This window comes from Streptomyces sp. NPDC079020 (assembly GCF_044542225.1).
Classification (GTDB): Bacteria; Actinomycetota; Actinomycetes; order Streptomycetales; family Streptomycetaceae; genus Streptomyces.
Genome location: NZ_JBITUB010000003.1, coordinates 81,432 through 107,390 on the forward strand (window position 1 = coordinate 81,432; position 25,959 = coordinate 107,390).

Annotated in this window: 26 protein-coding genes and 1 pseudogene; 16 read left to right on the forward strand and 11 right to left on the reverse strand. The window is 71.4% G+C overall.

Translation table 11 applies throughout. The features are described from left to right. Positions 1–71 precede the first annotated feature (71 nt). The 6 genes from ACIGJO_RS07455 (at position 72) to ACIGJO_RS07480 (ending at position 5,048) form a co-directional block, all read left to right on the forward strand. Positions 72–899, forward strand: a complete 828-nt coding sequence (locus ACIGJO_RS07455; protein WP_399953490.1) for a hypothetical protein — start codon at positions 72–74, stop codon at positions 897–899. Further along, positions 896–1,741, forward strand: coding sequence for a hypothetical protein (locus ACIGJO_RS07460; protein WP_399953493.1), 846 nt, complete (start codon positions 896–898; stop codon positions 1,739–1,741). Before ACIGJO_RS07455 ends, ACIGJO_RS07460 begins: the two co-directional genes overlap by 4 nt. Then, positions 1,738–2,604, forward strand: a complete 867-nt coding sequence (locus ACIGJO_RS07465) for a hypothetical protein (protein WP_399953496.1) — start codon at positions 1,738–1,740, stop codon at positions 2,602–2,604. The genes ACIGJO_RS07460 and ACIGJO_RS07465 overlap by 4 nt, the downstream gene beginning before the upstream one ends. Positions 2,605–2,839: 235 nt before the next feature. Further along, positions 2,840–3,412 (forward strand): FABP family protein, encoded by a 573-nt coding sequence (locus ACIGJO_RS07470; protein ID WP_266932238.1) that lies wholly within the window; start codon positions 2,840–2,842, stop codon positions 3,410–3,412. Between the two features lie 76 nt (positions 3,413–3,488). Next, complete coding sequence (locus ACIGJO_RS07475; RefSeq protein WP_399953500.1) at positions 3,489–4,034, forward strand: Fur family transcriptional regulator; 546 nt, start codon at positions 3,489–3,491, stop codon at positions 4,032–4,034. Between the two features lie 48 nt (positions 4,035–4,082). Beyond that, entirely contained in the window at positions 4,083–5,048 is a 966-nt protein-coding gene (locus tag ACIGJO_RS07480) for a YgfZ/GcvT domain-containing protein (RefSeq protein ID WP_399953503.1), read from the forward strand. 48 nt (positions 5,049–5,096) lie between these two features. Here ACIGJO_RS07480 and dtd read toward each other — a convergent pair whose 3' ends face one another. Beyond that, the gene (gene dtd, locus ACIGJO_RS07485; protein ID WP_399953506.1) at positions 5,097–5,546 is read right to left on the reverse strand and encodes a D-aminoacyl-tRNA deacylase; all 450 of its coding nucleotides are present in this window, start codon (positions 5,544–5,546) and stop codon (positions 5,097–5,099) included. Between the two features lie 115 nt (positions 5,547–5,661). Here dtd and ACIGJO_RS07490 point away from each other — a divergent pair, with 115 nt between their 5' ends. From ACIGJO_RS07490 to ACIGJO_RS07500, 3 genes are read left to right on the forward strand one after another with little or no spacing between them, the layout of a single operon-like run. Then, positions 5,662–6,375 (forward strand): ABC transporter substrate-binding protein, encoded by a 714-nt coding sequence (locus ACIGJO_RS07490; RefSeq protein WP_399953508.1) that lies wholly within the window; start codon positions 5,662–5,664, stop codon positions 6,373–6,375. 50 nt (positions 6,376–6,425) lie between these two features. Continuing rightward, positions 6,426–7,409 carry an asparaginase gene (locus ACIGJO_RS07495; protein ID WP_399953510.1) on the forward strand — a complete coding sequence of 328 codons (984 nt, stop codon included), beginning with the start codon at positions 6,426–6,428 and terminating at the stop codon, positions 7,407–7,409. Positions 7,410–7,433: 24 nt separating this feature from the next. Beyond that, complete coding sequence (locus ACIGJO_RS07500; protein ID WP_399953512.1) at positions 7,434–8,687, forward strand: GNAT family N-acetyltransferase; 1,254 nt, start codon at positions 7,434–7,436, stop codon at positions 8,685–8,687. Positions 8,688–8,766: 79 nt separating this feature from the next. Here ACIGJO_RS07500 and ACIGJO_RS07505 read toward each other — a convergent pair whose 3' ends face one another. Both ACIGJO_RS07505 and ACIGJO_RS07510 read right to left on the reverse strand, forming a co-directional pair. After that, positions 8,767–9,540: an ABC transporter permease gene (locus tag ACIGJO_RS07505; RefSeq protein WP_399953514.1), complete on the reverse strand. Its 774-nt coding sequence runs from the start codon at positions 9,538–9,540 to the stop codon at positions 8,767–8,769. Further along, positions 9,533–10,567 carry an ATP-binding cassette domain-containing protein gene (locus ACIGJO_RS07510; RefSeq protein ID WP_399953517.1) on the reverse strand — a complete coding sequence of 345 codons (1,035 nt, stop codon included), beginning with the start codon at positions 10,565–10,567 and terminating at the stop codon, positions 9,533–9,535. Before ACIGJO_RS07510 ends, ACIGJO_RS07505 begins: the two co-directional genes overlap by 8 nt. A gap of 111 nt (positions 10,568–10,678) precedes the next feature. Between ACIGJO_RS07510 and ACIGJO_RS07515 the strand changes: the two genes are divergently transcribed. Both ACIGJO_RS07515 and ACIGJO_RS07520 read left to right on the forward strand, forming a co-directional pair. Further along, positions 10,679–11,509 (forward strand): TetR/AcrR family transcriptional regulator, encoded by an 831-nt coding sequence (locus tag ACIGJO_RS07515; RefSeq protein WP_399953519.1) that lies wholly within the window; start codon positions 10,679–10,681, stop codon positions 11,507–11,509. 25 nt (positions 11,510–11,534) lie between these two features. Further along, on the forward strand, positions 11,535–12,194 hold the full coding sequence (locus ACIGJO_RS07520) for a TetR family transcriptional regulator (protein ID WP_399953521.1): 660 nt from the start codon (positions 11,535–11,537) through the stop codon (positions 12,192–12,194). 130 nt (positions 12,195–12,324) lie between these two features. Here ACIGJO_RS07520 and ACIGJO_RS07525 read toward each other — a convergent pair whose 3' ends face one another. From ACIGJO_RS07525 to ACIGJO_RS07535, 3 genes are all read right to left on the reverse strand, one after another. Next, complete coding sequence (locus ACIGJO_RS07525) at positions 12,325–13,131, reverse strand: phosphotransferase enzyme family protein (protein ID WP_399953523.1); 807 nt, start codon at positions 13,129–13,131, stop codon at positions 12,325–12,327. Further along, positions 13,128–14,000 carry an HAD family hydrolase gene (locus ACIGJO_RS07530; protein WP_399953525.1) on the reverse strand — a complete coding sequence of 291 codons (873 nt, stop codon included), beginning with the start codon at positions 13,998–14,000 and terminating at the stop codon, positions 13,128–13,130. The genes ACIGJO_RS07525 and ACIGJO_RS07530 overlap by 4 nt, the downstream gene beginning before the upstream one ends. 87 nt (positions 14,001–14,087) lie before the next feature. After that, entirely contained in the window at positions 14,088–14,699 is a 612-nt protein-coding gene (locus ACIGJO_RS07535) for a DUF4240 domain-containing protein (RefSeq protein ID WP_399953527.1), read from the reverse strand. A gap of 117 nt (positions 14,700–14,816) precedes the next feature. On the opposite strand from ACIGJO_RS07535, the gene ACIGJO_RS07540 reads away from it, so the two are divergent. Then, complete coding sequence (locus ACIGJO_RS07540; protein ID WP_399953529.1) at positions 14,817–15,257, forward strand: DUF3995 domain-containing protein; 441 nt, start codon at positions 14,817–14,819, stop codon at positions 15,255–15,257. A gap of 23 nt (positions 15,258–15,280) precedes the next feature. Here the strand turns inward: ACIGJO_RS07540 and rox are convergent, their stop codons facing one another. The 4 genes from rox to ACIGJO_RS07560 form a co-directional block, all read right to left on the reverse strand. Next, the gene (gene rox, locus ACIGJO_RS07545; RefSeq protein ID WP_399953531.1) at positions 15,281–16,708 is read right to left on the reverse strand and encodes a rifampin monooxygenase; all 1,428 of its coding nucleotides are present in this window, start codon (positions 16,706–16,708) and stop codon (positions 15,281–15,283) included. 438 nt (positions 16,709–17,146) lie between these two features. Then, a complete protein-coding gene (locus tag ACIGJO_RS07550; RefSeq protein ID WP_399953534.1) occupies positions 17,147–18,556 on the reverse strand; it encodes an AAA family ATPase in 1,410 nt (469 codons plus the stop codon). Then, positions 18,553–20,550 (reverse strand): Mu transposase C-terminal domain-containing protein, encoded by a 1,998-nt coding sequence (locus ACIGJO_RS07555; RefSeq protein WP_399953536.1) that lies wholly within the window; start codon positions 20,548–20,550, stop codon positions 18,553–18,555. The genes ACIGJO_RS07550 and ACIGJO_RS07555 overlap by 4 nt, the downstream gene beginning before the upstream one ends. A gap of 20 nt (positions 20,551–20,570) precedes the next feature. Continuing rightward, positions 20,571–21,353 (reverse strand): TnsA-like heteromeric transposase endonuclease subunit, encoded by a 783-nt coding sequence (locus ACIGJO_RS07560; protein WP_399953539.1) that lies wholly within the window; start codon positions 21,351–21,353, stop codon positions 20,571–20,573. A 379-nt stretch (positions 21,354–21,732) separates the two neighbouring features. Here ACIGJO_RS07560 and ACIGJO_RS07565 point away from each other — a divergent pair, with 379 nt between their 5' ends. The 4 genes and pseudogenes from ACIGJO_RS07565 (at position 21,733) to ACIGJO_RS07580 (ending at position 24,545) form a co-directional block, all read left to right on the forward strand. Next, positions 21,733–22,581, forward strand: coding sequence for a putative RNA methyltransferase (locus ACIGJO_RS07565; RefSeq protein WP_399953542.1), 849 nt, complete (start codon positions 21,733–21,735; stop codon positions 22,579–22,581). 355 nt (positions 22,582–22,936) lie between these two features. Then, a pseudogene (locus tag ACIGJO_RS07570) lies at positions 22,937–23,323 on the forward strand (helix-turn-helix domain-containing protein); the annotation flags it as partial. Between the two features lie 48 nt (positions 23,324–23,371). Beyond that, complete coding sequence (locus ACIGJO_RS07575) at positions 23,372–24,082, forward strand: hypothetical protein (RefSeq protein WP_399953544.1); 711 nt, start codon at positions 23,372–23,374, stop codon at positions 24,080–24,082. 130 nt (positions 24,083–24,212) lie between these two features. After that, positions 24,213–24,545: a DUF2516 family protein gene (locus ACIGJO_RS07580; protein WP_399953547.1), complete on the forward strand. Its 333-nt coding sequence runs from the start codon at positions 24,213–24,215 to the stop codon at positions 24,543–24,545. Here the strand turns inward: ACIGJO_RS07580 and ACIGJO_RS07585 are convergent. Continuing rightward, positions 24,527–25,885 carry a PP2C family protein-serine/threonine phosphatase gene (locus ACIGJO_RS07585; protein WP_399953549.1) on the reverse strand — a complete coding sequence of 453 codons (1,359 nt, stop codon included), beginning with the start codon at positions 25,883–25,885 and terminating at the stop codon, positions 24,527–24,529. The two genes, ACIGJO_RS07580 and ACIGJO_RS07585, sit on opposite strands and share 19 nt — an antisense overlap. Positions 25,886–25,959 lie beyond the last annotated feature (74 nt).

Here is a 25,959-nt window from a genome sequence, read left to right on the forward strand (position 1 = left end):
CAGGTATCGGAATCTGCGCCTCAGGTCTCGTGGGGGGACCCCTTTTGGAACTGAACGACACCATTCCTGACGTGCCGGCGGAGCCGCCTTCCGCTGCCGTCGCTCCCGCAGTTACTGCTGTTCCCACAGCTACTGCTGTTCCCGCAGTTCCCGACAGTCCCGTACGCCGGCGTCCGCGCGGCCGTACGACGCTGCTCATCGCCGCCGCCGCGCTGCTCGGCATCGCCGGAGGCGCCGCCGTCGGTTACGGGATCCAGGCCGGGCGCGCCCCGACGCCGCTGGAGGCGCTGTCGCAGCCGGGTCTCGGCTACCCGGCGGAACCGCTGCCCGCCGACAAGGTCCCGGGCCCGCTTCCGGTGGCGCAGGACCGGCAGGTCAGGACGGACGGCGATCTGCGCAAGCTGCTGATCGACCGGCCCAAGGGCGCCGGGAAGGCCGAGCCGGGGCTGCGGACCGACGACGGCTGGATCACGCTCGACACGTACGCCCTGACCTTCAAGTCCGAGAACTACATGTTCGAGACGCTCGCCGGGGACGACTTCCGCCGGACCGCGTCCGCCTCATGGCAGCAGGGAAAGTACCGGCAGACCCTCGTCAACCTCGTCCAGTTCCGCTCCGCCGCACTGCTGGGCGCCGAGGCGTACTTCAGCGGCCAGCTGGCGTACATGCCGTCCGACAGGGAGGGCGCGGGCAACGAGGGCGATCCGATCGAGGGCAGCGGCGAGGGCCGGTACTTCGTGTACGGCGTCGAGCGGAAGGCGGGCTATCTGCCGTCCTACAAGGCCAGAGCACTGGCCCGGCGCGGCGACATCGTGCTCGACATCCATATCTACGACACCGTGCCGATCAGCAAGAAGGACATCCGGAAGCTGGCCGAGCGACAGCTGGAGCGGCTGTGAACGACGAGACGAACCACTCCGGCACCGGCCCGGAGAGCGCTGCCGACGGCGGGACGGAGACCGGTTCCGTTCCCGGCACCGACACCGACACCAGCACGGGTCGCGGCACCGGGGTCCGGCGGCTGGTGCTCACCGTGCTGCCCTTCGTCCTGGTCCTCGGCGCGGTCGGCGGCTCCGCCGCGTACATCAAGAACACCGTCGACAACGCGGACCGCACCGTCGCCACGACCCTCTGGGCGGAGACCGGGGACGAGCCCGGGAAGGACCCGGCCGCCGGCTCCGACCGGGGCCGGGCCACCACCGAGCTGAGCAAGCTGCTGCTGCCGGTGCCCGGGGCCTACCGGCTTGGCCCGGACATCGCCGAGTTCGGCAACGACAGCGAGACGAGCGGCAGGAAGGCCACCGCCGCGATGAAGGAGATGGGCCGCGGGCTGGCGGGCAAGCAGCGCCGGGAGCTGGACAAACGCATCGACCGCCTCCGTGTCCAGGGCATCGCGCAGCGCTCGTACGTGTCGATGGCCAATGACCTCGTCGTCGAGATCCAGATCTCGAAGATGCGGGACACGAAGGCGGTCCACGACATGTACGAGGGGCAGACGGAGCTGCTGGACGCCATCGGGGGCTTCCGGAAGGGCCCGAAGATCGAGGGCCACAAGAAGGCCGCCTGCTACCGGCTGCCCAAGGACAAGGACAAGATCGACGGGATGTTCTGCTTCGCGTACGACGGGGAGGCGTTCGTCACCGTCGCGGCGAGCGGCACCGATCCGTTCAGCACGTCCGACGTGGCCGCCCTCGTGAAGGACCAGCTCGACCACATCAAGTCTCCGGGGGAGTACGTATGACCGAGCGGACGGAGACGAAGGCGGAGGCGGTGACGGCGGTGACGGCGGAGGCGACGACGGCGGAGACCGCGGTCGGGCCGCCCCGGCCGGACCCGCGGCCCAAGGCCCCCCGCCGTGTGCTGCGGGCCGCGGCGCGCTGGACCGCCGCCGTGCTGGTGCTCGGCTCGGTCGGCGCCGGTACGGCCCTCGGCCTCACCTCGATGGACCGCACGGACGTGCCGGGGCTCGCCACCGAGGGCGACGGGCGCTGGGACTACCCCGAGCTGACGCTGCCCGCGCTCCCGGCCGGTGCGCAGCGCCCGTTCAGCGACGGCAATCCCGCCGAGGTGCACCACGCCGACATCCGGGAGCTGCTGCTGCCCGCCCCGGCCGGAGCGGTGCCGGACAAGGAGCTGACCGGGGACTGGGTTCCCACCGGGCGGTTCGTCGCGGAGTACGAGAAGGAGGAACGGGACGAGGTGTCCCAGCTGATCAAGGACTCCGCGCTGCGGCACATCGCGGCCCGCGGCTGGACCATGCCGGACGGCACCGCGTCCCGGATCTATCTGCTCCAGTTCAACTCCGGAGCCTTCGCGGGCGAGCTGCGCGACGACCTGGGCATCGGCGTCGAGGCCGGTACACCGCTCACCGGAACCGACGGGATGGCGTTCGACGAGACCTGGGACGCCACAGCGGTGGTGCCGGGCGTCCTGTCGTACACGTTCACAGAGAAGGGCCCGGCCGGCGGTGAGCACGTACGCCAGTCGTACGCCGTCGCGGGCGACACCCTCGCCCTGGTCGTCCATGCCCAAAAGGGTGGGAAAGAGGCGGCGCGCATCCCGTTCCAGCAGACGCTGATACTCCAGAACCAGCTGCTCGGCTGAGGACCTGAACGAGAGGGCCGGTCCCCTACCCATTAGGCTGGGGACCGGCCCTGTACCGCCGTATATCGCTCGTTCCGAGGAGCCCCCGTGCTTGAGGCATTCTTCTCCGCCCTGCTGGTCCTGGTCTGCGTCGGTGTGCTCGCCTTCGCCGGTGTGACCGTGAAGAAGCTGTACCAGGGCCAGCGCTGACCCTCGTCGAACTCCGCCGCTCCCTCACAGATCGTCTGAGACGCCCATGATCTCGATTCCGTCCGACCTCCACCCGGACCTCGTTCCGCTGGCCTTCCTCCTGGGCAACTGGGCGGGCGCGGGGGTCTCCGACTTCCCCGGTGCCGAGAAGTGCAACTTCGGCCAGGAAGTCACCTTCAGCCACGACGGCCGGGACTTCCTGGAGTACGTCTCGCACACCTGGGTGCTCGACGACGAGGGCAACCAGGTCCGGCCGCTGGAGACCGAGTCCGGCTACTGGCGCATCGACAAGGACCGCAAGGTCGAGGTCGTCATGGTCCGTGACCAGGGCATCGTCGAGATCTGGTACGGCGAGCTGGCCGACCAGAAGCCGCAGATCGACCTGGTCACCGACGCGGTGGCCCGGACGGCGGCCTCCGGCCCGTACAGCGGCGGGAAGCGGCTCTACGGGTATGTGAAGAGCGACCTGATGTGGGTCGGCGAGAAGGCGACCCCCGAGGTCGAGCTGCGCCCCTACATGTCGGCGCACCTGAAGAAGGTCGTCACGCCGGAAGAGGTCGCCGAGATGGCGCGGAACCTCGAGGACATGCCGGACGACGGCATCGCGTTCTTCAAGTAGTCCCGGGCCGGCGGTTCCGGGGACCGGTGGTTCCCGGGGCTGCGGACAGGTGCGCATCGCGACCTACACTGGCCGTGTGGTGAGCACCGACTGGAAGACCGATCTTCGGCAGCGTGGCTACCGGCTGACGCCTCAGCGCCAGCTTGTCCTGGAGGCCGTCGACACGCTGGAGCACGCGACGCCCGACGACATCCTCTGCGAGGTGCGCCGGACCGCGTCGGGCGTGAACATCTCCACCGTCTACCGGACCCTGGAGCTCCTGGAGGAGCTCGGGCTGGTCAGCCACGCCCACCTCGGGCACGGCGCCCCGACGTACCACCTGGCCGACCGCCACCACCACATCCACCTGGTCTGCCGGGACTGCGCGGACGTCATCGAGGCGGATCTCGACGTGGTCGCCGAGTTCACCGCGAAGCTCAGGGACACCTTCGGCTTCGAGACGGACATGAAGCACTTCGCGATCTTCGGCCGCTGCGACGGCTGTGCGGCGAAGGCGGAGCGGGCGGCCGGACGGAAGCCCGGGAACGCCGACGGGCCCGGCACGGCCGAAAGCGCCGACGGGCCCGGCACGGCCGAAAGCGCCGAGGGGCTCAGGAAGGCCGGCGAGGACGGGAAGGCCTAGGGCTCAGGGCCGAGGCGGCTCCCCGCCGCCGGGCCGTAGGCTGGGCGCATGAAGAGCCCCCTGCTGTCCCTGCCCGGCGCCGTCCCCGCCGAGGGCCGCGACGAAGGTGTCGCCGCGCATTACGGCGATCTGTTCCGCGAACAACGAGCCCTCGCCGACGGCAGCGGTCTCGTCGACCTGTCGCACCGGGGCGTCGTCACCGTCAGCGGCGACGACCGGCTGGCCTGGCTGCACCTGCTGGTCACCCAGCACGTCAGCGAGCTCGCCCCCGGCCGGGCCACCGAGGCGCTGATCCTGACCTCGAACGGGCACATCGAGCACGCGATGTATCTCGTCGACGACGGCGAGCGGGTCTGGATGCACGTCGAGCCGGACACGCAGGGCGAGCTCATCGCCTATCTGGACTCGATGAAGTTCTTCTACCGGGTCGAGGTCGCCGACCGTGCCGACGACATCGCCGTCGTCCATCTGCCGGCCGGTTCCATCGCTCCGGCGCCCGAGGGCATCGCCGTACGGGAGACCCCGTACGGCCGGGACCTGTTCCTGCCCCGTGCCGATCTGGAGGAGTACGCCGCCGGGCACGGTCCGGTCGCGGGCATCCTGGCGTACGAGGCGCTGCGCGTCGAGGCGCACCGCCCGCGCGTCGGCTTCGAGACCGACCACCGCACCATCCCGCACGAGCTGGGCTGGATCGGCTCCGCCGTCCACCTCCAGAAGGGCTGCTACCGGGGCCAGGAGACCGTCGCCCGCGTGCAGAACCTGGGGAAGCCGCCGCGCCGGCTGGTCTTCCTGCATCTGGACGGCAGCGAGGTGCACCTGCCCGGACACGGCACGCCGGTGCGGCTGGCGGCCGACGGGGCGGAGAGCCGGCAGCTCGGCTTCATCACCACCTCGGCCCGGCACCACGAGCTGGGCCCGATCGCCCTGGCGCTGGTGAAGCGGAACGTGGCGGTGGACGCGGAACTGCTCGCGGGGGACACGGCGGCGGCCCAGGAGACGGTCGTCGAGCCGTAGTTCCCCGCACCCGCGCCCGCACCGGTGCCGCGCCGTGCCTCCGCGCGGTCACACCTCGATCAGGACGGTGAACGGGCCGTGGTTCGTGAGCGAGACGCGCATGTCCGCACCGAACCGGCCCGTCTCCACCTGTGCGCCGAGCGCCCGCAGCTGTGCCACCACCTCATCGACGAGCGGCTCGGCGATCCCGCCGGGCGCGGCGGCGTTCCAGGTGGGCCGGCGGCCCTTCCGGGCGTCCCCGTAGAGAGTGAACTGCGAAATCACCAGGAGGGGGGCATTCACATCCGAACAGGACTTCTCGCCCTCCAGGATGCGCACCGACCAGAGCTTGCGGGCGAGCTGCGCCGCCTTCTCGGGTGTGTCCCCGTGGGTGACCCCGACCAGCACACACAGTCCTTCGCCGACGATCTCGCCGACGATTCCGGTCTCCGGCGAGCCGTCCGCGGCGCCCGCCACGGAGACGCTCGCGCCGTCCACTCTCTGTACCACTGCACGCATACAGACCAACCTATCTTGGGCTGAACGGGTACAGAGCACCTGCGTGGGCACCCCGCCAAGTGGCACGATGCACGATGTCGGTGTGCCGACGCACCGGTCGAGGGGACGGAACAGCATGAGTACATATGGAGCCGGACAATCTCCCGGTGCCGTACCGGTGCCACGCGCCAGCACCATGCGGCCACCCGTGCAACGGAGCCTGCCGGGGCAGTCAGGACAGTCAGGACAGAGCCCCGCGCCACTGTCCCTGCCCGGTCCGGGCGGCGCGGCCGCCGCGTCCGTACCCGAACAGGGCCTGGTGCCGCCGGTCGTGGCCGTTCCCGGGGCGGACGGGCCGGCCACCGGGCGGGTGCCGGCCGGTTTCGGCGGGCTGCGGCTGCCGGAGCTGCGGACCCTGCGCCGTGACGCGCAGCGCGACGAGGCCGACCTCAGCTACGTACGCCGCCTGGTGCAGGGCCGGATCGACATCCTGCGGGCCGAGCTGGCCCGCCGCCGGGACCCGGAGGCGCCGGTGGTGGACCGGCTCTCGGAGATCCTCGCCGACACCCCCTCGCGGCACCGCACCTCCGCCCGGCACGTCACGCTGACCACGCCGCGCAGCGACGAGTACCGGCGGCTGGCCGCGGAGACGCTCGCCGAGGTCGAGCTGTCCGATCTGGACGCGCGGACCGACGAGGAACTGCACTCGGCGATGGGGCGGCTGGTCCGCTATGAGCAGCAGGTTTCCCGGCGTCGGCACCAGCTCCAGCGCACCGCTGACGATTGCGGCGCGGAGATCGCCCGCAGGTACCGTGACGGGGAAGCACAAGTAGACGACCTGCTCGCCTGAAGCGATCCTTCCGGGCACGGGTCCCGCTCCCCGTCCCCGGAAGGCCCACCATGACGTCCACCGGCGCCACCCCTGCCACCGCCGCCACCGTTCCCGCCCCGCCCGTGCTGGCCGAGGTCGTCCGGTCCGGTTTCGTCGAGGGCCATCACCGGGGTTCGCTGGTCCTGCTGGCCGCCGACGGCAGTGTGGAGCGGACCTGGGGCGATCCGGCCGCGCCGGTCTTCCCGCGCTCGTCCAACAAGCCGATGCAGGCCGCGGCGATCCTGCGGGCCGGGCTCGGCCTGTCCGGTGAGCGCCTGGCCCTGGCCGCCGCGAGCCACTCCGGGGAGGACTTCCACCTCGCGCTCGTCCGCACGGTGCTGGCCGAGCACGGGCTGAGTGCCGACGACCTCCAGACCCCGCCCGACCTGCCGCTGGACCCGGTGGAGGCGGAGGCGTACCTCGCCGCCGGACACGTCCGCGAGCGGATCACGATGAACTGCTCCGGCAAGCACGCGGCGATGCTGGCGGCCTGCGTGCTCAACGGCTGGGACACCGCGACGTATCTCGACCCCGCGCATCCGCTCCAGCGGCTGGTGCTCCAGGTGGTCGAGGAGGCCTCGGGCGAGAGCGTCCCGGCGGTCGGTACGGACGGCTGCGGGGCGCCGCTGATGGCGATCGGTCTGGTCGGGCTGGCGCGGGCGTTCCGGTCGTTCGTGCTGGCGGAGCCGGGGACGGCGGAGCGCCGGGTCGCGGACGCGATGCGCGCCCATCCGGAGTACGTCGCGGGCACCCGGCGCCCCGACACCTGGCTGATGCGCGAAGTGCCGGGCACGCTCGCGAAGATGGGCGCGGAGGCGGTCCAGGCGGTGGCGCTGGCGGACGGCCGGGCGCTGGCCTTCAAGATCGACGACGGTGCGACGCGGGCGCTCGGCCCGGTGCTGGCCCGCGCGCTCGGACTGCTCGGCGTGGACGCTCCGGTGGTCTCCCGGATCGGCCGGTCGCCGCTGCTGGGCGGGGCGGCGGAGGTCGGCGAAATCCGCGCGACATTCTGACGGACGTGTGCCTAGCGTGGGCGGATGAGCCTTGAGGTCCGCACTGTCACCGAGTCCGAGTACCCCGACTGGATGCGCGCCGTGTCCACCGGCTTCCTCCGTACGGCGAGGGCGAGCGAGGAGGAGATCGCCGGCCGGCTGGCACACACCGATCTGTCCCGTGTCCAGGGGGCGTTCGACGCGGGGCGCTGTGTGGCGACGTTCCGCTCGTTCGCCCAGGAACTGACCGTCGTCGGCGGCGCCACGGTGCCGGCCGACGCGGTCAGCGGGGTCACGGTGACGCCCACGCACCGCCGCCGCGGGCTGCTGAACCGGATGATGACCGCGGATCTGGCGGCGGCGAAGGAGCGCGGCGAGGTGGTCGCGACCCTCATAGCGGCCGAGTACCCGATCTACGGGCGGTACGGGTTCGGCCCGGCGACCTGGGCCGTCCAGTGGGAGATCGACGTCCCGCGGGCCGGGCTGGACCCCCGCTGGGCGGGTCCGTCCGCCGTGGACGGCGGCGGCAGGATCGAGCTGATCGACGGCGCGGAGGTGCGCAAGCTGGGCCCCGAGCTGCATGCCCGCTTCGCGGCCCGCCGGCCCGGTGCCGTCAGCCGGGACGAGCGCTGGTGGGAGGTCAACACGGGCGCGGTCACCTCCGCGCACATCACCTGGACCGAGCCGTTCTACGCGCTCCACCGTTCCGCCGACGGCACCGTCGACGGCCTGGTCGCCTACACCGCGGACGACAACTGGGGTGATGCGAAGCAGCCGTTGAACAAGGCGACGGTGAAGGAAATGATCGCGGTGACTCCGGAGGCGGAGCGGGCGCTGTGGTATTTCATCTGCTCGATCGACTGGATCACCACGGTCCGCTCGGGCTTCCGCGCCCCCGACGACCTGCTGCCCCTCCTCCTCCCGGACCCCCGCGCCGCCCGCGTCGTCACCCACGCGGACTGGCTGTGGGTGCGCGTCCTGGATGTCGCCCGCGCGCTGGAGGCCCGCGGCTACGAGGACGAGGCGGGCCTGGTGCTGGATGTCCAGGACTCCGCGGGTCTGGCCGGGGGCCGGTTCCTGCTGGAGGTCTCCACCTCCGGGGCGAGCTGCACCCCGACCACGCGGAGTGCAGATCTGACCCTGGACGTACGGGAGTTGGGCACGCTCTACCTGGGCGACGAGTCGGTCCAGCGGCTGGTCGCGCTCGGCCGGGCCGAGGAGAACCGCACCGGCGCCGCCCGGTCGGCGGACCGGGCCCTGCGGACGGCGCGGCGCCCGTGGTGCCCGGACAGCTTCTGAGGTCCGGGCGGCCCGCCGGGCCCGGCCGTCCGGGCCGGGCTGCGCGAGCTCCGGGGGTGCCGCCGGGGCCTGTCGGGGCTCATCGGGTCCGCAGCCTGAACAGCATTCCCGAGAGCCCCACCGCCACCACCAGGATGCCCGCCGCCCAGGCCAGCGCGACCCAGGGGGCGTTGCCCACCGGCTGGTTCAGCAGGAGCCCGCGCAGGGACTCGATGGCCGGGGTGATCGGCTGGTGGTCGGCGAAGCCGCGCAGCCAGCCCGGCATCGAGTCGATCGGGACGAACGCGCTGCTCGGGTACGGCAGGAACGACATGAAGAACGTGAACCCGCCTGCCGCCTCCGGGGTCCGGGCGAGCAGGCCGATCGCCGCCGAGATCCAGGACAGCGCCAGGATGTAGGCGAGGAGCACGGCGGCCACGGCGAGCCAGCCCGCCCCGGTGGCCGCCGGGCGGAAGCCGATCAGTACGGCGATGCCGAGGACCAGGGTGGTGGAGACCAGGTTGCGCACGGTGCTCGCCACGACATGTCCGGCCAGCACCGGCGTACCGCCCACGTCCATCGAGCGGAACCGGTCGATGATGCCGCCCTTCATGTCCTCGCTGACGGCCACCGCCGTGGTGGCGGAGCCGAAGCCCGCGCACAGGAGCAGGACGCCGGGAACGACGTACATGACGTACGAGCCGTAGTCCGCGCCCGTGTCGATCGCGCCGCCGAAGAAGTAGACGAAGATCAGCATCAGCAGGATCGGGAGCATCATCGAGGTGATGACGGCGTCGATGTTGCGGCGGCTGATCCGCAGGCTGCGGGCGCTCATGACCGCCGCGTGGGTGAGCACGCCGGGTGCGTCAGACATGGGCCGGTACCTCCGTGGTGAGGGCCAGGAAGACATCGTCGAGGGTGGCGCTGTGCACGCCGAAGCGCGCCACTTCGGTGCCGGCGGGGTCGATCTCGTCGAGCAGGGCGCGGACATGGGCCGCCGTGCCGTCGGTGGGCAGCCCGAGGGTGAGCGTCCCGGGGGAGTGGTGCACGGCGCGGCCGGCCAGCCGGAGGTAGCCCTCGTGGCTGGTGAGGACGAGGTCGAGGCGGTGCCCGGCGACACGCGACTTGAGGGTGTCGGCGGTGCCGTCGGCGACGATCCGGCCCTTGTCCAGGACGGCGATCCGGTCCGCGAGCTGGTCGGCCTCCTCCAGGTACTGCGTGGTGAGCAGGACCGTCGCGCCCCGGGCGGCGAGGTCGCGCACGACCTGCCAGAGCTGCTGACGGCTGCGCGGGTCGAGGCCGGTCGTGGGCTCGTCGAGGAAGAAGACGCCGGGCTCGGGTGATCCGACCAGCCCGGCCGCCAGGTCGAGGCGCCGGCGCATGCCCCCGGAGTACGTACGTGCCTGGCGGCGGGCCGCGTCGGTGAGGTCGAAACGGGCGAGGAGTTCCTCGGCCCGGTGCCGTGCGGCGGTGCGCGTCAGGCCGGTCAGCCGGGCCATCATGCGCAGGTTCTCCTCGCCGGTCTGTGTCTCGTCGACGGCGGCGAACTGCCCGGTGAGGCTGATGGAGCGGCGCACCCGGGCGCGGTCGGCGACGACGTCGTACCCGGCCACGCGGGCGGTGCCGGAGTCCGCGGTGGTGAGCGTCGCGAGGATGCGCACGGTGGTGGTCTTGCCCGCGCCGTTGGGGCCGAGCAGGGCGAGGACGGTGGAGCGTTCGACGCTCAGGTCGATGCCGTCCAGGACCCGTACCGCGGGGTTTCCGTAGGACTTGGTGAGGCCGTGGGCCTCGATGGCGGGCCGCGCGTCGGCGGGTGCGTGGTGTCCGCAGGCGCCGCTGCCTGCGCCGTTCCCCCTGTTCCCGGTGCTTCCGTCGGTGCTTCCGCTGTTCTCGGCGATCATGGCCGATCCCCCTTCTGCGTATGGAATACGCGTTACTGTGTAAGCATTACGCAAAACTAGAATGGGGGTCAAGCGGGGGGCAGGGGTTCCGGAAGCGGAAAAGGGGATTCGGTGGCGGAGAAGAGTGGCGTGCCCGGAGGCAGTGACCTGCCGCCCAGCATCGAGGCCGCCTGGGGGCTGCGCGAGCGTCCGGCCAAGGGCCCCAAACCCGGTCTGAGCCTGGAGCGGATCGTGGACGCGGCCGTGGCCGTGGCGGCGGCCGAGGGGATCGGCGCGGTGTCGATGGGGCGCGTCGCCAAGGACCTGGGCGCTTCCACGATGTCGCTCTACCGGTACGTCTCCGCCAAGGACGAGCTGTTCGTCCTCATGCAGGAGGCGGCCATGGGGCTGCCGTCGCCGCTGCCCGCCCTGGAGACCGGGGCGGGCTGGCGCGAGGCGATCGGCCAGTGGGCCCGGTCGCAGCGCGAGATGTTCCACCGGAACCTGTGGATGCTCCGCATCCCGATCGCCGGCCCGCCCGCGAGTCCGCACTCGATCGCCTGGTGGGAGCAGGGTCTCCAGGCGCTGGAGGGCAGCGGGCTGGCGGAGGGCGAGAAGATCTCCGTCATCCTCCTCGTCGGCGGTTTCGTGCGGAACGAGGCGCTGCTGATGAGCGATCTCGCCGCCGCCGTCGAGGCGCGCGGCATTCCCGCCGAGGAGGTCATGGCGGGGTGGGAGCGCACGGTGAAACGTCTCGCCGACCCCGTACGGCATCCGTCGCTGTCCCGGCTGCTGGAGGCGGGGGTGATGAGCGAGCCGGACGAGCCCGACCACGAGTTCACCTTCGGGCTCGCGCGGCTGCTGGACGGGGTGGAGGTGCTCGCCCGGCGTACGGAGGCGAACCGGGCCGAGGAGGCGCCTCCCGGTGCCGGGAGTGACGACGCGGACATCAAGTCCGCTTGAGGTCAAGGGCGTAGGCTGCGTGGTCATGGGTGGAGAGAAGGCCGGGAGCGGCGAGAGGGCCGCGGCCGGCGAGGTGGCGCGGGAGCCGGCCGGACTGCGGGAGCGCAAGAAGCGGCTGACCTATCAGGCGGTCTCCGACGCCGCGATCGCGATGTTCCTGGAACGGGGCTTCGACAAGGTCTCGGTGGCGGAAGTGGCGGCCGCGGCCGACATCTCCAAGCCGACGCTGTTCCGGTACTTCCCCGCCAAGGAGGACCTGGTCCTGCACCGGCTCGCCGACCACGAGGACGAGTCGGCCAGGGTGGTGACGGGCCGGGCGGCCGGTGAGACACCGCTGGACGCCCTGCGCCGGAACTACCTGGACGGGCTGGAGCGGCGCGACCCGGTGACCGGGCTCTGCGACGTCCCGCAGGTGCTCGCCTACCACCGGCTGCTGTACGGGACGCCGTCCCTGGTGGCCCGGATGTACGCGTACCAGGGGCGCTCCGAGGCGGCGCTCGCCCGCGCGCTGGGCGACGGGACGGCCGAACGGCTCGCCGCCGGACAGATCGCCGCCGTACTGCGCATCCTGGCCATGGAGAACTGGCGGCGGATCGACGCGGGGGAGAGCGCCGGGCAGGTGTACGGGCCGGCGGTACGGGCGGCCGAGCTGGGCTTCGCGCAGCTGAGGACGGGGCTGGAGTAGGCGGGGGCCCGGCCTCCCGGGCGCGGTTGCGCGGCCGGGAGGGCCGGAGGGGCTGGAGGGCTGGCGGGACCGGCGGGGCTGGAGGGCTGGCGGGACCGGCGGGGCTGGAGGGCTGGCGGGGCTGGAGGGGTCAGCCTGCCAGCAGCGCGGTGGTCAGCTCGTCACGACGGTCGGCCAGCCAGGCCTGATGGCGGTCCCAGCGTCCCCAGCCGCCGCCCGCGTCGAGCGCCTTCGCGTACGTGGGATCCCCGCTCGCCACGCGCCGCTCGACGAAGGCCCGGCACACTCCCGTCGCCTCTTCGATCACACCCGGCAGCGCGGCCCGGTCCGCCCGTTCCAGCCCGTAGCCGTCGGCCAGCACTCGGAGCCGGTGCGCCCGGTCGAGGCCGTCGCGGCCCGACATCGGTACCCAGTAGCGGGCCGCCATCGCGACGTCCCACAGCGGCCGGCCGGGGGCGGCGTGGTCGAAGTCGATGAGGGCGGCGGCGCGGCCGTCGCGGAACACCACGTTCTCCAGGCACACGTCGTTGTGGCAGAGCAGCGCCCCGGCGGCGCCCGCGCCCTGCGGATCGGCCAGCTCGGCGGACCACCCGGCGGCGGCATCGAGGGGGAGGCCCGCCGAGGCCGAGTGCAGCCGCCGGAGCAGGCCACCCACCGAACGCAGCGCGTCGTCCGTCCACGCCCACGGCGGATGCGGCGGGACCGCGACGTCCCCGGGCACGTACGAAAGGCGTTCGCGGCGGCCGGAGCCGGTGATTCCCAGGGGTACGGGAACCCCGTCGAAGCCTTGGGCTGCCAGCGCCACGAGGTGGGCGTGCAGGGCGGCGGCATGCGGCGGGGCGGGCCGCTCCACGATGTCGCCGTGCCGGACGACGGCCCCGGCGTTGGCCATCCCGCCCGGCATCACCTCGCCGTCCAGGTGTCCCTCTCCGGTCATGCTTCCCCCTCTTCCCGTGTGTCCCGCTCCACCGTGCCGCCACTCGCCGCGTCCTGCGGAGAGCCGTCCAGAACGGGGCCCAACGCGCGCTCCAGGTCGGCGGGTCCGCGGAAGAGTACGCCGGTCATCCCCAGCGCGACGGCGGCATCGATGTTCTCCTGCCGGTCGTCCACGAACAGACACCGCTGAATCGGTACGCCGGCCCGCGCCGCCGCGATCTCATAGATGGCCCGGTCCGGCTTGGCCACACCTTCCACGGCGCTGCTCACGATCTCGTCGGCCAGATCCATGAGCCCCAACGAGGCCAGGTCGTCGTCCAGTTGGAGGGACGCGTTGGTGACGAGCACCAGCGGGACGCGGGTCCTGGCCCGCCGCAGCAGCGAGACCACCGCCGGGTCCGCCCGGAACGGAGCCCGCGCGAGCGCCCGGCCCAGTTCACGGGCCCACGCGTCAGGCCTGAGACTTCCCGCCCCGGGGCCGCCCGCCCCCACCGCCGTCGGGGCATCCGCCGCCGGAGCATCCGTGACCGGGGCGTCCGTCACCGAGGCGTCCGTCATCAAGGCGTCCGCGCCCCGGCCGCGCCCCCGCCGGCCGGCCGGGAGGTCCATCAGCCCCCGGGTGATGGCCTCCACCCACTCGTCCGGGGTGATCCGGCCGAGGAGCAGGGGCAGGTCGACCTCGGGGGCGTACGCCACCTCCGTCGTGGTGCCCGCCGCCAGGCCCGCGGCCCGTTCCAGCTCGGCCAGCCCCGCCATGTCGTAGAACCGGATCACATTGTCCAGATCGCACAGCACCGCGTCGAAGGGCGTGTACGTGGCGCCCGCGCCGGGCGGCCGCAGGGGTGGTGATCCCGTCGAGCAGGGCCGCATTCCGGGCTCCGTCCAGGTCGGTTCGCGTAGGTGTCCGCATCGTAAAGGGCGTCCCGTAATCCCTGGCGGGCGCGTTCGCGCCCGCCGTCACCCGGCCCGGTACCGTCCGGCGGCGGGTTCCGGGAGCGGGAACATCGTGCTCAGGCGGGGCAGTCGGCGGGCCGCTTCCTCCGTATGCCGTACGCCCCACGCCTCACCGTCCGGCTCGGGGTTGCAGGGGTGCTCGACGCCCTCGGCTTCCAGTGCCTCCTCCAGCCCGTTCTCCTCGCCCGTCAGCTCCTCGTACGCCCCGGCCGCGACGTAGTCGAGCCCCTCCCACTCGGGCCACTCGTCGTCCGGCCAGGCGCTCAGGGGCCGGCCGGCCAGCCGACGCAGTCCGGCGATGTCCGCCAGGGCGTCCGGGTCGGCCACCACCGTGCGGAAGTCCTCCCGGCCGAGGCCCACCAGCCAGAACTGGAAGTACCAGAAGCTGTCGTCGGAACACGAGCCGCCGAATATCTGCTCGGCGGCCGCCCACATCTCCCAGGTGTCGACCCGCTGCCGTACGCGGTGCAGCTGGATCTGGAACCGCACGATCTCGCGCGGCGGCCGTTTCACGAGCCGGTCGCGGAGCAGTTCCTCACGTTCGTCACGGCAGGCCGCCCGCCGTCGCGAGTCCTCGATCAGCGCCCAGAAGTCCTCGAAGCTCTCTTCTTCCATGGCCGAACTGTCGCAGCCGGGTATGACAGTGACGCAGGACGCAGGACGCAGGAGGCAGGAGGGCAGGAGGCAGGGCGCCGGGTGGCGGGGCCGGGCGCGGGCGTAACGTGAATCGGTATGAGCCTCGAACGTGCCGCCACCCGCACCTCCGTCGCGACGCTGACCGCTCTGGCCGGGCTGCATGTCGCCTGGGGGCTGGGCTCGTCGTGGCCGCTGCCCGACCGGGAGTCCTTCGCCGACGCGGTGGTCGGCCGGCCGTCCCCGCCCGGCCCGAAGGCATGTTTCGTGGTCGCGGGCGCGCTCGGAACCGCCGCCCTCCTGGCCGCGGGCCGGCCCCGGCGCACCCCGGCGCTGTCCCGCCTCGGAGCGGCCGGTGTCGCGGGCGTGCTGGCACTGCGCGGCGCGGCCGGGCTCTCGGGCCGTACCGATCTGCTGTCCCCGGGCTCGGCCTCGGCCCGCTTCCGCCGCCTCGACCGCGTCGCCTACTCCCCGCTGTGCCTGGCGCTGGCGGCCGCCACGGCGACCGCCGCCCGGACGCGCGGGACGACGGCGAAGTAGCCCCGGGGCCCGGCGCGTCGGGCTCAGCCGGTGGGGGCGCCGAACCACGCGGGCAGCCGGCCGAGCAGATCCCGCTGGTCCTCGCCCACCCATGCCACGTGGCCGTCCGGCCGCAGCAGCACCGCGGGCACGTCCAGTTCCTCGCAGTCGTCGACGATGTGGTCGACCCGGTCCGCCCAGCCCGCCACGGAGAGCCGGCCGGTCCGGTCGAGCAGCAGTCCCCGGCCGCCGTGCATCTGCCCGTAGAGGTGACCGCGCTCCAGCCGCACGTCCCGCAGCCGCCGGCCGAGCAGTTCATGCCCCTCGCCGAAGTCGTAGCGGATCGCGATCGCGGAGATCTTCTCGATCAGGTACCGGTTCACTTCCTCGAACTCCATCAGCTCCGCCATCAGCCGGCGCACCGCCCGGGGGCCCGGCTCGCCGGACAGCAGCTCGCTCTGCGCGCGGGTGTTGTCCAGTACGTCGGCGGCCACCGGGTGCCGTTCGGTGTGGTAGCTGTCCAACAGCCCTTCGGGGGCCCAGCCGTTGACCTCGGCGGCCAGTTTCCAGCCGAGGTTGAACGCGTCCTGGATACCGAGGTTGAGCCCCTGCCCACCGGTCGGCGGGTGGACGTGGGCCGCGTCGCCGGCCAGCAGCACCCGGCCGGTCCGGTAGCGCTCGGCCAGCCGGGTGGCGTCGCCGAAGCGGGAGAGCCAGCGCGGTGAGTGCGCGCCGAAGTCGGTGCCCGCGAGCTTCCGCAGCTGCCGCTTGAACTCCTCCAGGGTCGGCGGGACCGTGCGGTCCTCGGCCAGATCGTCGGCGGGCACGATCACCCGGTACGCCCCGTCCCCGAGGGGCATGGTGCCGAACCGCGCCTGCGTCCTGCGGACTTCGGCCACTGTGGCGGCCAGCACCTCCGGCGACACGGTCAGCTCCACCTCGCCCAGCATGGTCTCGACCGTGGCGGGCTCACCGGGGAAGCCGACCCCGAGCAGTTTGCGCACCGTGCTGCGGCCGCCGTCGCAGCCGACGAGGTAGCGCGAGCGCAGCGCCGTGCCGTCGGCCAGCCCGGCGGTCACCCCGTGCTCGTCCTGGCTCAGGCCGACGAGTTCGCAGCCGCGCCGGATCTCGGTGCCCAGCCCGGTGACATGCTCGGTCAGCAGCCGCTCGGTGGTGAGCTGCGGGATGCCCAGGACATACGAATGCGCGGTGTCCAGCCGGGCGGGCCACGAGGTGCCGAGCCCGGCGAAGAAGCCGCCGACCGCGTACTGACGGCCCAGCGCGAGGAACTTCTCCAGCAGACCGCGCTGGTCCAGTACCTCTGCGCTGCGCGCGTGCAGGCCGAGCGCGCGCGAGTGCCGGTTCGGCTCCGCCGCCCTGTCCAGCACGAGCGCGTGCACACCCTGCAGCCGCAGCTCGCCCGCCAGCATCAGCCCCGTGGGCCCGCCGCCGACCACGATCACGTCCACCATGAAATCCCCACCCGTTCGATGAACCGCACCGCGCCGGCTGCTCCGCTCCGCGCGAGTCCCGCCATCAGGGCAAAAGACTCGTACTTCGCGAATACCTGTTTTCCTCAGGTTCCGGCTTCGGTTGGGGATTCTGCATCACGACCGGGGTCTTGCCGCAAGGCCCCCGGTGCGCTATACGTTGAGAGTGGCAAGGAGCGAGCGAGCTCCTTGTCTTTTGTTTTTCCCGTCCACCGCGAACGGACGAGCCCCTTCCGGCGCTGTCCGTTCCCAAAAGATCTGAATCGATGAGGTGTCTCTGAGCTGGGCCTTGTCAGTTCTGCTGGGACGGGTCCGAAGCCGGGTGGCCCAGTGGATCTGCACGGTGATTCGCCTGCTTGAGCGCGAGCTGGGACGGTCCCATTTGTTCTGTCGGACGGCACGGCCGCGGCCTGGTGTTTTTCAGTTCTGGCGGGACTCATCCCGTAGGGCGTCGTAGTCGTCCGGCGTCGCCACCAACATCAGGGACCTTCCCAAGGGATCGGTCCAGCGGAAAAGGGCGTCGTTGGAGAAGGCGTAGGAGTGGAGCTTCTCGCGAAGGGTGGGGACGTTCAGCCGGTGCTCGGCCTCTGTGTAGACGGCGTCGATGGTGCGCCGGTGCTGGCTGAGGTTCGTCCATCGGCGAGGTGCCCGTAGTGCCCGCCAAGCAGGATCGGCCACTATGCCCAGCAGCGTGACGAATTCTGGATAGGTGGCGATGTACTCCCGCTCGTCGACGCGTCGCCTGATGATGTTCCCGTAGATGGCTTCCTTGGGAGGGAGCTGGGCGAGGCGGTCGTTCCAGCGTGAGAGCAGATGAGGTTGGTTCTTGTTCAGGAGCCAGGAGCGGACCAAGTGCTGCGCTTCCTTCGTCGCTGTTTCCAGGGTGTCGGGGAAGCGCCGGGCGATCCGTCGGTGTCGGTGCTCAGCGGGCTGGGAAAGGCTGCCGATCAGCCCGCTGGTGCGTTCGTGGAGGTAATCGGTCATGGTGACCAAGGTGCCGGGACGATGGGCGTGTAGTCGCAGGGAGTTCTCCATGGTCACTACCAGGGCCTGCCAGCTCTCCTTGTCCGCGCGGTTCTTGTGGCCGAAGGGCCGGGAGGGGATGACCGTGTAGCGGCCGGCGATCTGCTGTCCGCGGGTGCCCTGGAACAGGCTGCTGGTCTCGACGTCGAGACCAGCGAGCACGAAGGTGGCCGCGATCCGTTCCGATAGGTACTTCAGTTGGTCGGATGCCTCGGCTCCGTTGCGGGTGGTCAGGTCGAGGTTGTGGATTTCGTCGACCAGGACGAGCGTGGTGCCGAGCTTGCCGAGCAGGTCACAGACGGCGTTGGTGATCTGGACCTGGCTCATGCGGTGCTCCAGCGGGATGCCGAGGAATCGGGCGAACTCGCCTGCGAGCATCTTCGGGGTGGCGGCCGGGGGAACGGTGACGAAGACGACCGGCAGTCCGCCGACGGCGGCGGGGTTGCGGCGCCGAGTGATCTGTTCGACGTTCTTGCCCAGCTGGGTGATCGCTGTGGTCTTGCCGGTGCCGGCCGAACCGGACACGATCAGGCCGCGACGGGCGGAGACCTGGTGCCGGTTGAGCACGATGCGTTTGCGGCCGGTGGTGACGACGCCGCGGATCGTGGGGGTGTTCACGATGACGGATCGTGTGTGGTAGTCGATTCGCGCTTCCTTGTAGGACTCCAGTTCGTCCTCGTCCAGGACGGTGCCGGACGGGAGAGACGGTGGGGGCTCCGGGTTCTCGTCGACGAACGCCCGCCAGCCTTCCTTCGTGGTCAGCGACGCCTGCGGGTTGGCGATGTCCTGTGGCGGGGCCTGGCTCACAGGCGGCTCCCGTCAGTGAAGGCGTCGAAGACGCCGAAGGGGATGACGTTCGACGGCTGCTCCAGGACGGTGGTCTCGTCCTCGACATCTTCCGAAGTTGGTGCCTGCGGCAGCGCGGCGACGGGCCGAGCGGGCTCCAAGGCGGCGCGGGTGCGGGCCGCGATCCGGCGGTCCGGCCCGCTTTCCGCCCGCGTCAGCAACTGGTCGACTGCGGCGGCCACAGCGGCTTGGTTGGTGTCGTCCTGGCCTCGCATCGCGAGCAGGTCCCGGGCCCGGCGCCAGGTGAAGTCCGCGAATGGGGCGGAGACCAGGTGCCGGTGTGTCCACGGAACAGTGATCCACTCTCCGGTGCGCGCGTCGCGTACCCAGATCTGGGACAGGTCGTAGGGGTCGTAGTGGACTTCCCAGAGCCCGCCTTTGGCGGTCACGCCCGAGGAGCGGCGCCGCAGCGGGTTCAGTCCTGGGGAGTTGTAGGTGCGGTGGTCGATGCGGATGCCGTAGTCGTTGACCGAACGCCAGAGTGCTGGCAGCAGTTCCAAGTAGTCGGGGCCGCTCAGCGGCATCGGCAGGTAGCCGGTGCGGGAGACCAGCAGGGCGTATGCGTCGTTGGGAGACATCGGCTGGCCCGGTAGGAACGGGCTGCGCAGTCCTTCATGTGGCCGCTGCTGCCAGCAGGTCACGATCCACTCCTGCAGCAGGTCGTCCAGTTCCGCGAGCGTCCAGACGGCCTCGACCTCGGCCCCCCGGCGGGTCGTGTTCGAACCGGTGTAGCCAGGGATGTGCTGGCAGAACAGCGTGTTGATCGAGGAAAACGTCCGCTCAACGATTCCCTTGTCAGTTGGGGTCGCCGGGCGGGACGGCTGGACGGAGACGCCCAGCGGCCGGCAGGCGGTCAGGAAGGTGTTGGAGACGAACACCTTCCCGTGATCGATGCCGATCGTCTCTGGCACGATCACCGGCTTGGCGGCCGCTTGCTCCAGGCGCGTGTCGATCTCCAACAACCGCCGGTGGGGGATCAGCGTCGTCGACATCGCCAGCGCGCCCGACCAACCGGGCCGTAGCGGCTCCGGGACCAGTATCTTGGCCAGCAGCAGGGCGGCGTCCACGGCTTTGGTGCCTGCCGGTCGCAGCACCGCAGCGCAGATTGTCCTCGTTGCCACGTCGACGGCGATTGTGAGTTCCGGGCGTCCGCTCACTCCGTCCTCCAGGACCACCAGTACGTCCAGCGGTGTCGTGTCGATCTGCACCATCTCGCCGGGTCGGCAAGCCGAGGAAGGGGTGAACGCTCCTGGCGGGCGGCGAGCCGCTGACCTGCGGGACGTAGCCTCGCCGAAGGCGTGCGTACCCTCGCTCATCGCCTCGACGAGCCGGTAGAACGCCGACTTCGACGGCATCGCCACTGTGCCCGGCCCGTGCCGTTCCGCCAGCAGCGCCTCCACCCGCCGACGCAGTCGGCCGCGGGTGCCAGTGGACTCGTTCGTCGTCGCGGCCAGGATCTCCGTGATGGCGGCCACCACCCGTTCATCGGCCCGTCCCGTCGGTGAGGACAGACGAGTCGCACGGTGATCGACCAGGCCCCACAGACCCTGCTCGCGGTAGCGCCTGCGCATCCGCTGAACGGTCCCCACACTCGCCTGCCATCCGATAGCCCGCAGTTCCGCCGCCTTGGCCGCCACCCGCTCCTCCACCGTGTGGCGGGCCGGGTCGTATTCCGGACGAGGCAGGGCTGTGGGATCAGCATCCGGCGGCTTGCCGAACTCCACCTCGGTCACATGCTGTTCCCAGGCCACCGCTTTCTCGGCTTCCCGCTCCGGCACGATGTCCAACAGTGCGAACGGCGGCATGCGGCCCTGATCGGTTCCCTGGCCGATGAGCTCAAAGCCTTCCGAGACCAGTAGATGCGACAGCAACACCAGGCTCGCCGGCCCGGCTTCGTCGAGGAGCCGCACTGTCGTCCCGGACAGGCCCACGACCGTGCGCAGCCGGTCATCCATGCGCACCCGATCCCCGACCCTCAACGCTGCACGTGCCCCTGGGTGCCCGCTCGCCGAGCCTCCGCCCGTGACACCAGCGTGGCATCCGACAGGGGCCGCGACAGATCCGCTGTCAGCCGTCCCAGCCAGAGCAGGTGGAACACCGTCGGCAACACCGCCATCGGATCACCGAGCAGCGCAGCCTGTGCCACCAGGGGCGACGGCATCGAGAACAGGGCCAGCGACCGGGCCGCGAGCCCGTCATCGGCCCCGTGCCGTGGGTGCCGGTATCCCGCCAGCCAGCGGACGTTCACCATCCGCACCGGATCCACCTCGCCGACGACGCGGTATCCCCACCCCACCGCCTCACAAGCCGCCCGCGCCGCTGCGAACTTGGCCGCCGGCCGTGCGTCGATCCGGTCCAGCGGCCGGCAGTCCACCACCAGCCCCCGCCCGTCCTCGAACCGAGCGAAGTAGTCCGGAGCGTGCGAGATCCGCTTGCCCCGCTCGTCCTCCCAGAACAGCCACAACGGCTGCGAGAGCAGCCCCATCACCTGCGGCGTGAAGTCGAGCAGCATCGCGTGATCCCGCTCCAGCCAGGACTCGAACCCCACGTGCCCACCGGTCGTCGACGACCAATACAACCCAGGGAAATGCCGTTGTCCGCGATATGACGGGAAGTCTCGGACCGGCCGCCCGGCCTCGAACGGCACCGAGACCGCATCCGCCAACGGCAGCCGATGTTCACCCTGGTCGTCCCGCCAGCCGACCTCGAAGCCGTTTACTTGTGACGGCTTCGTCCCCTCCAGCACACCCAGCCCCATGTATGCCGCTTTGCAGACCTGTCGGGACTGGGCAGCTTAAACGGGACCAAACCCCTCGTCCGGGTGATTACGCAGTCCGGCGCGATCCCCCACGGCCGGGCCGCGTCTCTTGACTGCTGAGGCGAGGTGACGGGCTTTTGGTAAGGCTCGTAAGGTGTAGGCATGTGGACCCAGCACATCCAGGCTCTGTAATCACGAGGCGTTGAGGGCGATGCCGTAGGGCGTCGCCCTCCTTGGCGTGCCTGTTTACGTGATCCATCTCCCTTGTGCCGCCCACACCGAGGCGGCGAGATGCCGGGCCTCGTCCTTCTTAAGACGGCGGCTTTTGAGAGCGCGTGCAGGCACGGTCCCTTCCCTTCACCGTCGCCTGGAGTGCCTCGTGCCTGCGTTGCTTCCCCCTGCCCTCGAACCGTTTCTCGACTTGCTGCGCTGCCCGGTGTGCCGCGCCTGTCTCCGACCCGACCGTGGCTCACTGCGCTGCCCGGAGGGCCACACCTTCGACATCGCCCGGCAGGGCTACGTCAGCCTGCTGACGGGCATCCGCGCCACCAGCGGTGACGACGCAGCCATGGTTCAGGCCCGAAACCGGTTTCTGTCCACCGGCAGGTACGCCCCTATCCACCAGACCCTGACCCGCATGGCAGCCGACGCCCTGCCTGATCAAGGCACGGTCGTAGACGTCGGATGCGGCACCGGCTACTACCTGGGCGGCGTACTCGATCAACTGCCCGGCACCCGCGGCCTGGGGCTGGACACGTCAGCACGCGCCCTGCGCTCAGCAGCCCGAGCTCATCCGCGAGCTGCTGCGGCGAGCTGGGACGTCTTCCGCCCCTTCCCCCTGGCCGACCAGAGGGTCGACGTCGTGCTGGACGTGTTCGCCCCGCGCAACCCGTCCGAGTTCCACCGAGTGCTCTGTCCGACCGGCCGGTTGATCGTGGTGCGCCCCATCGAGCGGCACCTGGCCGAGCTACGGGGCCAGATCCCCGCGATGGTCACGATCGACCCGGCCAAGGAACAGCGCCTGCAACAGGCGCTGGACCCCTACTTCCAGGCCGCCGATACCCAACACGTCGAATACACCACGCCCCTGACCAGGCAAGAAGCCATCGACCTGGTGGGGATGACACCGAGCGCACGCCACCTGACCCACGCGGACCTGAGCGGCCACGGCCCCCTGCCCAGTCAGGTGACCGTCTCCGTGCTGGCCACCTCCTACCAGCCTCGGTAACCACGAGCAGGCGGATACGCCTGCTGAACCGACGAACCAATGGGCGCGCCTGGCGCCCCACCTTCCTGGCAACTCGGGCAAGGTGGGGCGTCCGCCCGCTGGCCGTCGTGATCTCCCAGGCCATCCGACACCCGGGGCGGTGGGCACTGCCCTCGCGGGCAGGTGGCTCTGGTGGGCGGGTTGCTGCGCAGGGCGCCCGGGACCCGTTCACTTCACACTGCAGGCCCGGTGGGAAATCGCAGATAGACCGGGAACGGACAGCCGCGCGGCGCGCCGCTGCTCCGCGCGAGTGGCAGGCGACACTTTTGCAAGCGCCTGCTTGCAATAGTTAGCAGACCTGTTGCAGTATCGAGTCATGGCATCACTCAACGTCGGCAATCTCGGCGAGTACCTGCGCGACCAACGACGCGCGGCGCAGCTCTCACTGCGGCAGCTCGCCGATGCCGCCGGGGTGTCCAATCCCTACCTCAGCCAGATCGAGCGCGGCCTGCGCAAGCCCAGTGCGGAGGTTCTGCAGCAGGTCGCCAAGGCACTGAGGATTTCCGCCGAGACCCTGTACGTACGGGCCGGAATCCTCGACGAGCGGGAGCGGGAGGAGCTGGAGACGCGGGCGGTGATTCTGGCCGACCCGTCGATCAACGAGCGGCAGAAGAACGTGCTGCTCCAGATCTACGACTCCTTCCGCAAGGAGAACGGGTTCGAGCCCGCGCCCGAGCCCGGGTCCGATGCCGGTACCGACGCAGCCACACACCCTCACAGCTAGCTCTGATGATCCGGGAGGACCACAGTCATGGCCATCACCGATGACCTGCGCAAGACCCTCACCGACCCCACCCCCCTCTACTTCGCCGCCGGTACGGCCGATCTGGCCGTGCAGCAGGCGCGCAAGGTCCCGGCGCTGATCGAGCAGCTGCGGGCCGAGGCGCCCGAGCGGATCGAGGCCGTACGCAACACCGACCCCAAGGCCGTGCAGGAGAAGGTGACCGAGCAGGCCAAGGAGGCCCAGGCCACCGTGCAGGCGAAGGTCACCGAGGTGTTCGGATCGTTCGACACCGACCTGAAGAAGCTGGGCGAGAGCGCTCAGGACCTGGCGCTGCGCAGCCTGGGCGTGGCCGCCGAGTACGCGGTCAGGGCCCGTGAGACGTACGAGAAAGTCGCCGAGCGCGGCGAGCAGAGCGTGAAGACCTGGCGTGGCGAGAGCGCCGACGAGATCGTCGAGATCGCCGCCCTGGTGGACGCCGGGCCGAAGGCGAAGCCCGCGGCCAGGCCTGCGGCGGGCCCCGCGCCGGCCGCCAGGCCCGCGTCCGCCGCGAAGAGCGAGCCGAAGGCCTCGCCGGCCAAGCCCGCAGCCGCGGCGAAGCCCGCCCCCCTCGCGAAGCCCGCCGCCGCGGCGAAGCCCGGCCCGGTCAAGCCCGCCGAGGCCAAGGCCGCGCCCGCCCGGAAGGCGCCCGCCCCGCGCAAGCCCGTGGCGAAGAAGCCCACCCCGCCCGCCGGGAAGTGACCCGGGCGGTCCACGCGGAGCCGTCGGCCGAGTGGCTGGGGCGCGGACCGGGCACCTATACCGGTGGCCGGTTCGTTCTCCCGGTAGCTTGGCCGCAGGGCGCCCATCCACTCACTAGGCGGTAGACACCATGTTGCTCACAGGTTTCGGCACACTCATCGGGCTGCTCTATCTGGCCATGCTGGTGCTGGCCGTGATCGCACTGTTCTTCGCGGTGACGGCCCGCGACGACGCCTACCGTGCGGCGGACAAGCAGAAGAAGTCGTTCTGGCTGATCATTCTCGGCATCACCGTGGCCGTGAACCTGTTCGTCCCGATGCTGTTCCTCCAGCTCGCGGGCACGGTCGCGTCGATCGTGTTCATGGTCGACGTGCGGCCCGCGCTCAAGGCGGTCTCGGGCGGCGGCCGACGCGGCGGGTCCAGCAGCGACGGCCCGTACGGCCCCTACAACGGCGGGCGCTGAGCGCTCGCCGCGCGGGTGGACGCCGGTACGGGGCGGGAGCGCGGTGCGCTGCCGCCCCGTCGGCGTATCCGCTCCTGGTCGCGGTCGAGCAGCAGCACCGCCACGTCGTCGGTCAGCTCGCCGCCGTTCAGCTCCCGCACCTGCGTGACCGCCGCCTCCAGCAGCTCCTCGCCGGCGAGCCCGCGGTCCAGCTGGCCGTTGATCATGGCGACCATGCCTTCCTGACCGAGCCGTTGGGTGCCGACCGGCCCGACGCGGCCCTCGATCAGCCCGTCCGTGTACATCATCAGGCTCCAGGAGCCGCCCAGTTCGACCTGGCGGCGCGGCCAGCGGGCCCGCGGCAGCAGACCCAGGGCCGGGCCGCCGTCCTCGTACGGGAGCAGCTTCGCGGCCTGTCCGCGGCGGGCGATCAGCGGTGCGGGGTGGCCCGCCAGGCAGAGTCCGGCGCGGCGGCCGTCGGGGGAGATGTCGACGGTGCAGAGCGTCGCGAAGATCTCCTCGCTCTCCCGCTCGTGCTCCAGGACCTGCTGGAGCGTGGAGAGCAGTTCGTCGCCGCACAGTCCCGCCAGCGTCAGCGCCCGCCAGGCGATGCGCAGTTCGACGCCGAGCGCCGCCTCGTCGGGGCCGTGTCCGCAGACGTCGCCGATCATCGCGTGGACCGTGCCGTCGGGGGTGCGGACCGTGTCGTAGAAGTCGCCGCCGAGCAGGGCGCGGCTCCGTCCCGGCCGGTAGCGCGCGGCGAAGCTCAGGTCGGAGCCGTCCAGGAGCGGGGTGGGCAGCAGTCCGCGTTCCAGCCGGGCGTTCTCCTGGGCGCGGAGGCGGGACTCGGTCAGCTGGTGCTGGGCGATGTCCGCGCGCTTGCGCTCCACGGCGTACCGGATGGCGCGGCTCAGCAGCCGGGCGTCGAGTTCGTCCCGGAAGAGGTAGTCCTGCGCGCCGACCCGTACCGCCTCGGCGGCCAGCTCCGCGTCGTCCTCGGCCGTGAGCGCGAGGACGGCGTGCCGGGGCGCGATCCGCAGGACGTGGGTGAGTGCCGCCAGCTCGTCCGCGCGCCCGGAGGGGGCTTGCGGCCCCGTCCCGGTGTCACCGTGGCGCGTCTCGGCGCTCAGCGGCAGGGGCAGGGCCAGGTCCAGCAGGATGCAGTCGACGTCGTCGGTGAGGAGCCGCTCCGCCTCGGTGAGATTGCGGGCGGTACGGATACGGACCCGGGTCCCGGCCGACAGTTCGGGTACGGCGATGGTGCCCGCCGGGTCGTCCTCGATCACCAGAAGGGTGAGGTCGGCGCCATGGGTGGTCTCCGCAGCGGGAACGGCACGTTGCTGCGGTACGGGTACGGGCATCGGTTCGGGTTTCCTTCCCTCCCCCCGAGGGCGCGGCGGGACGACGATCGACGACCCGCCAGACGGGGACCATA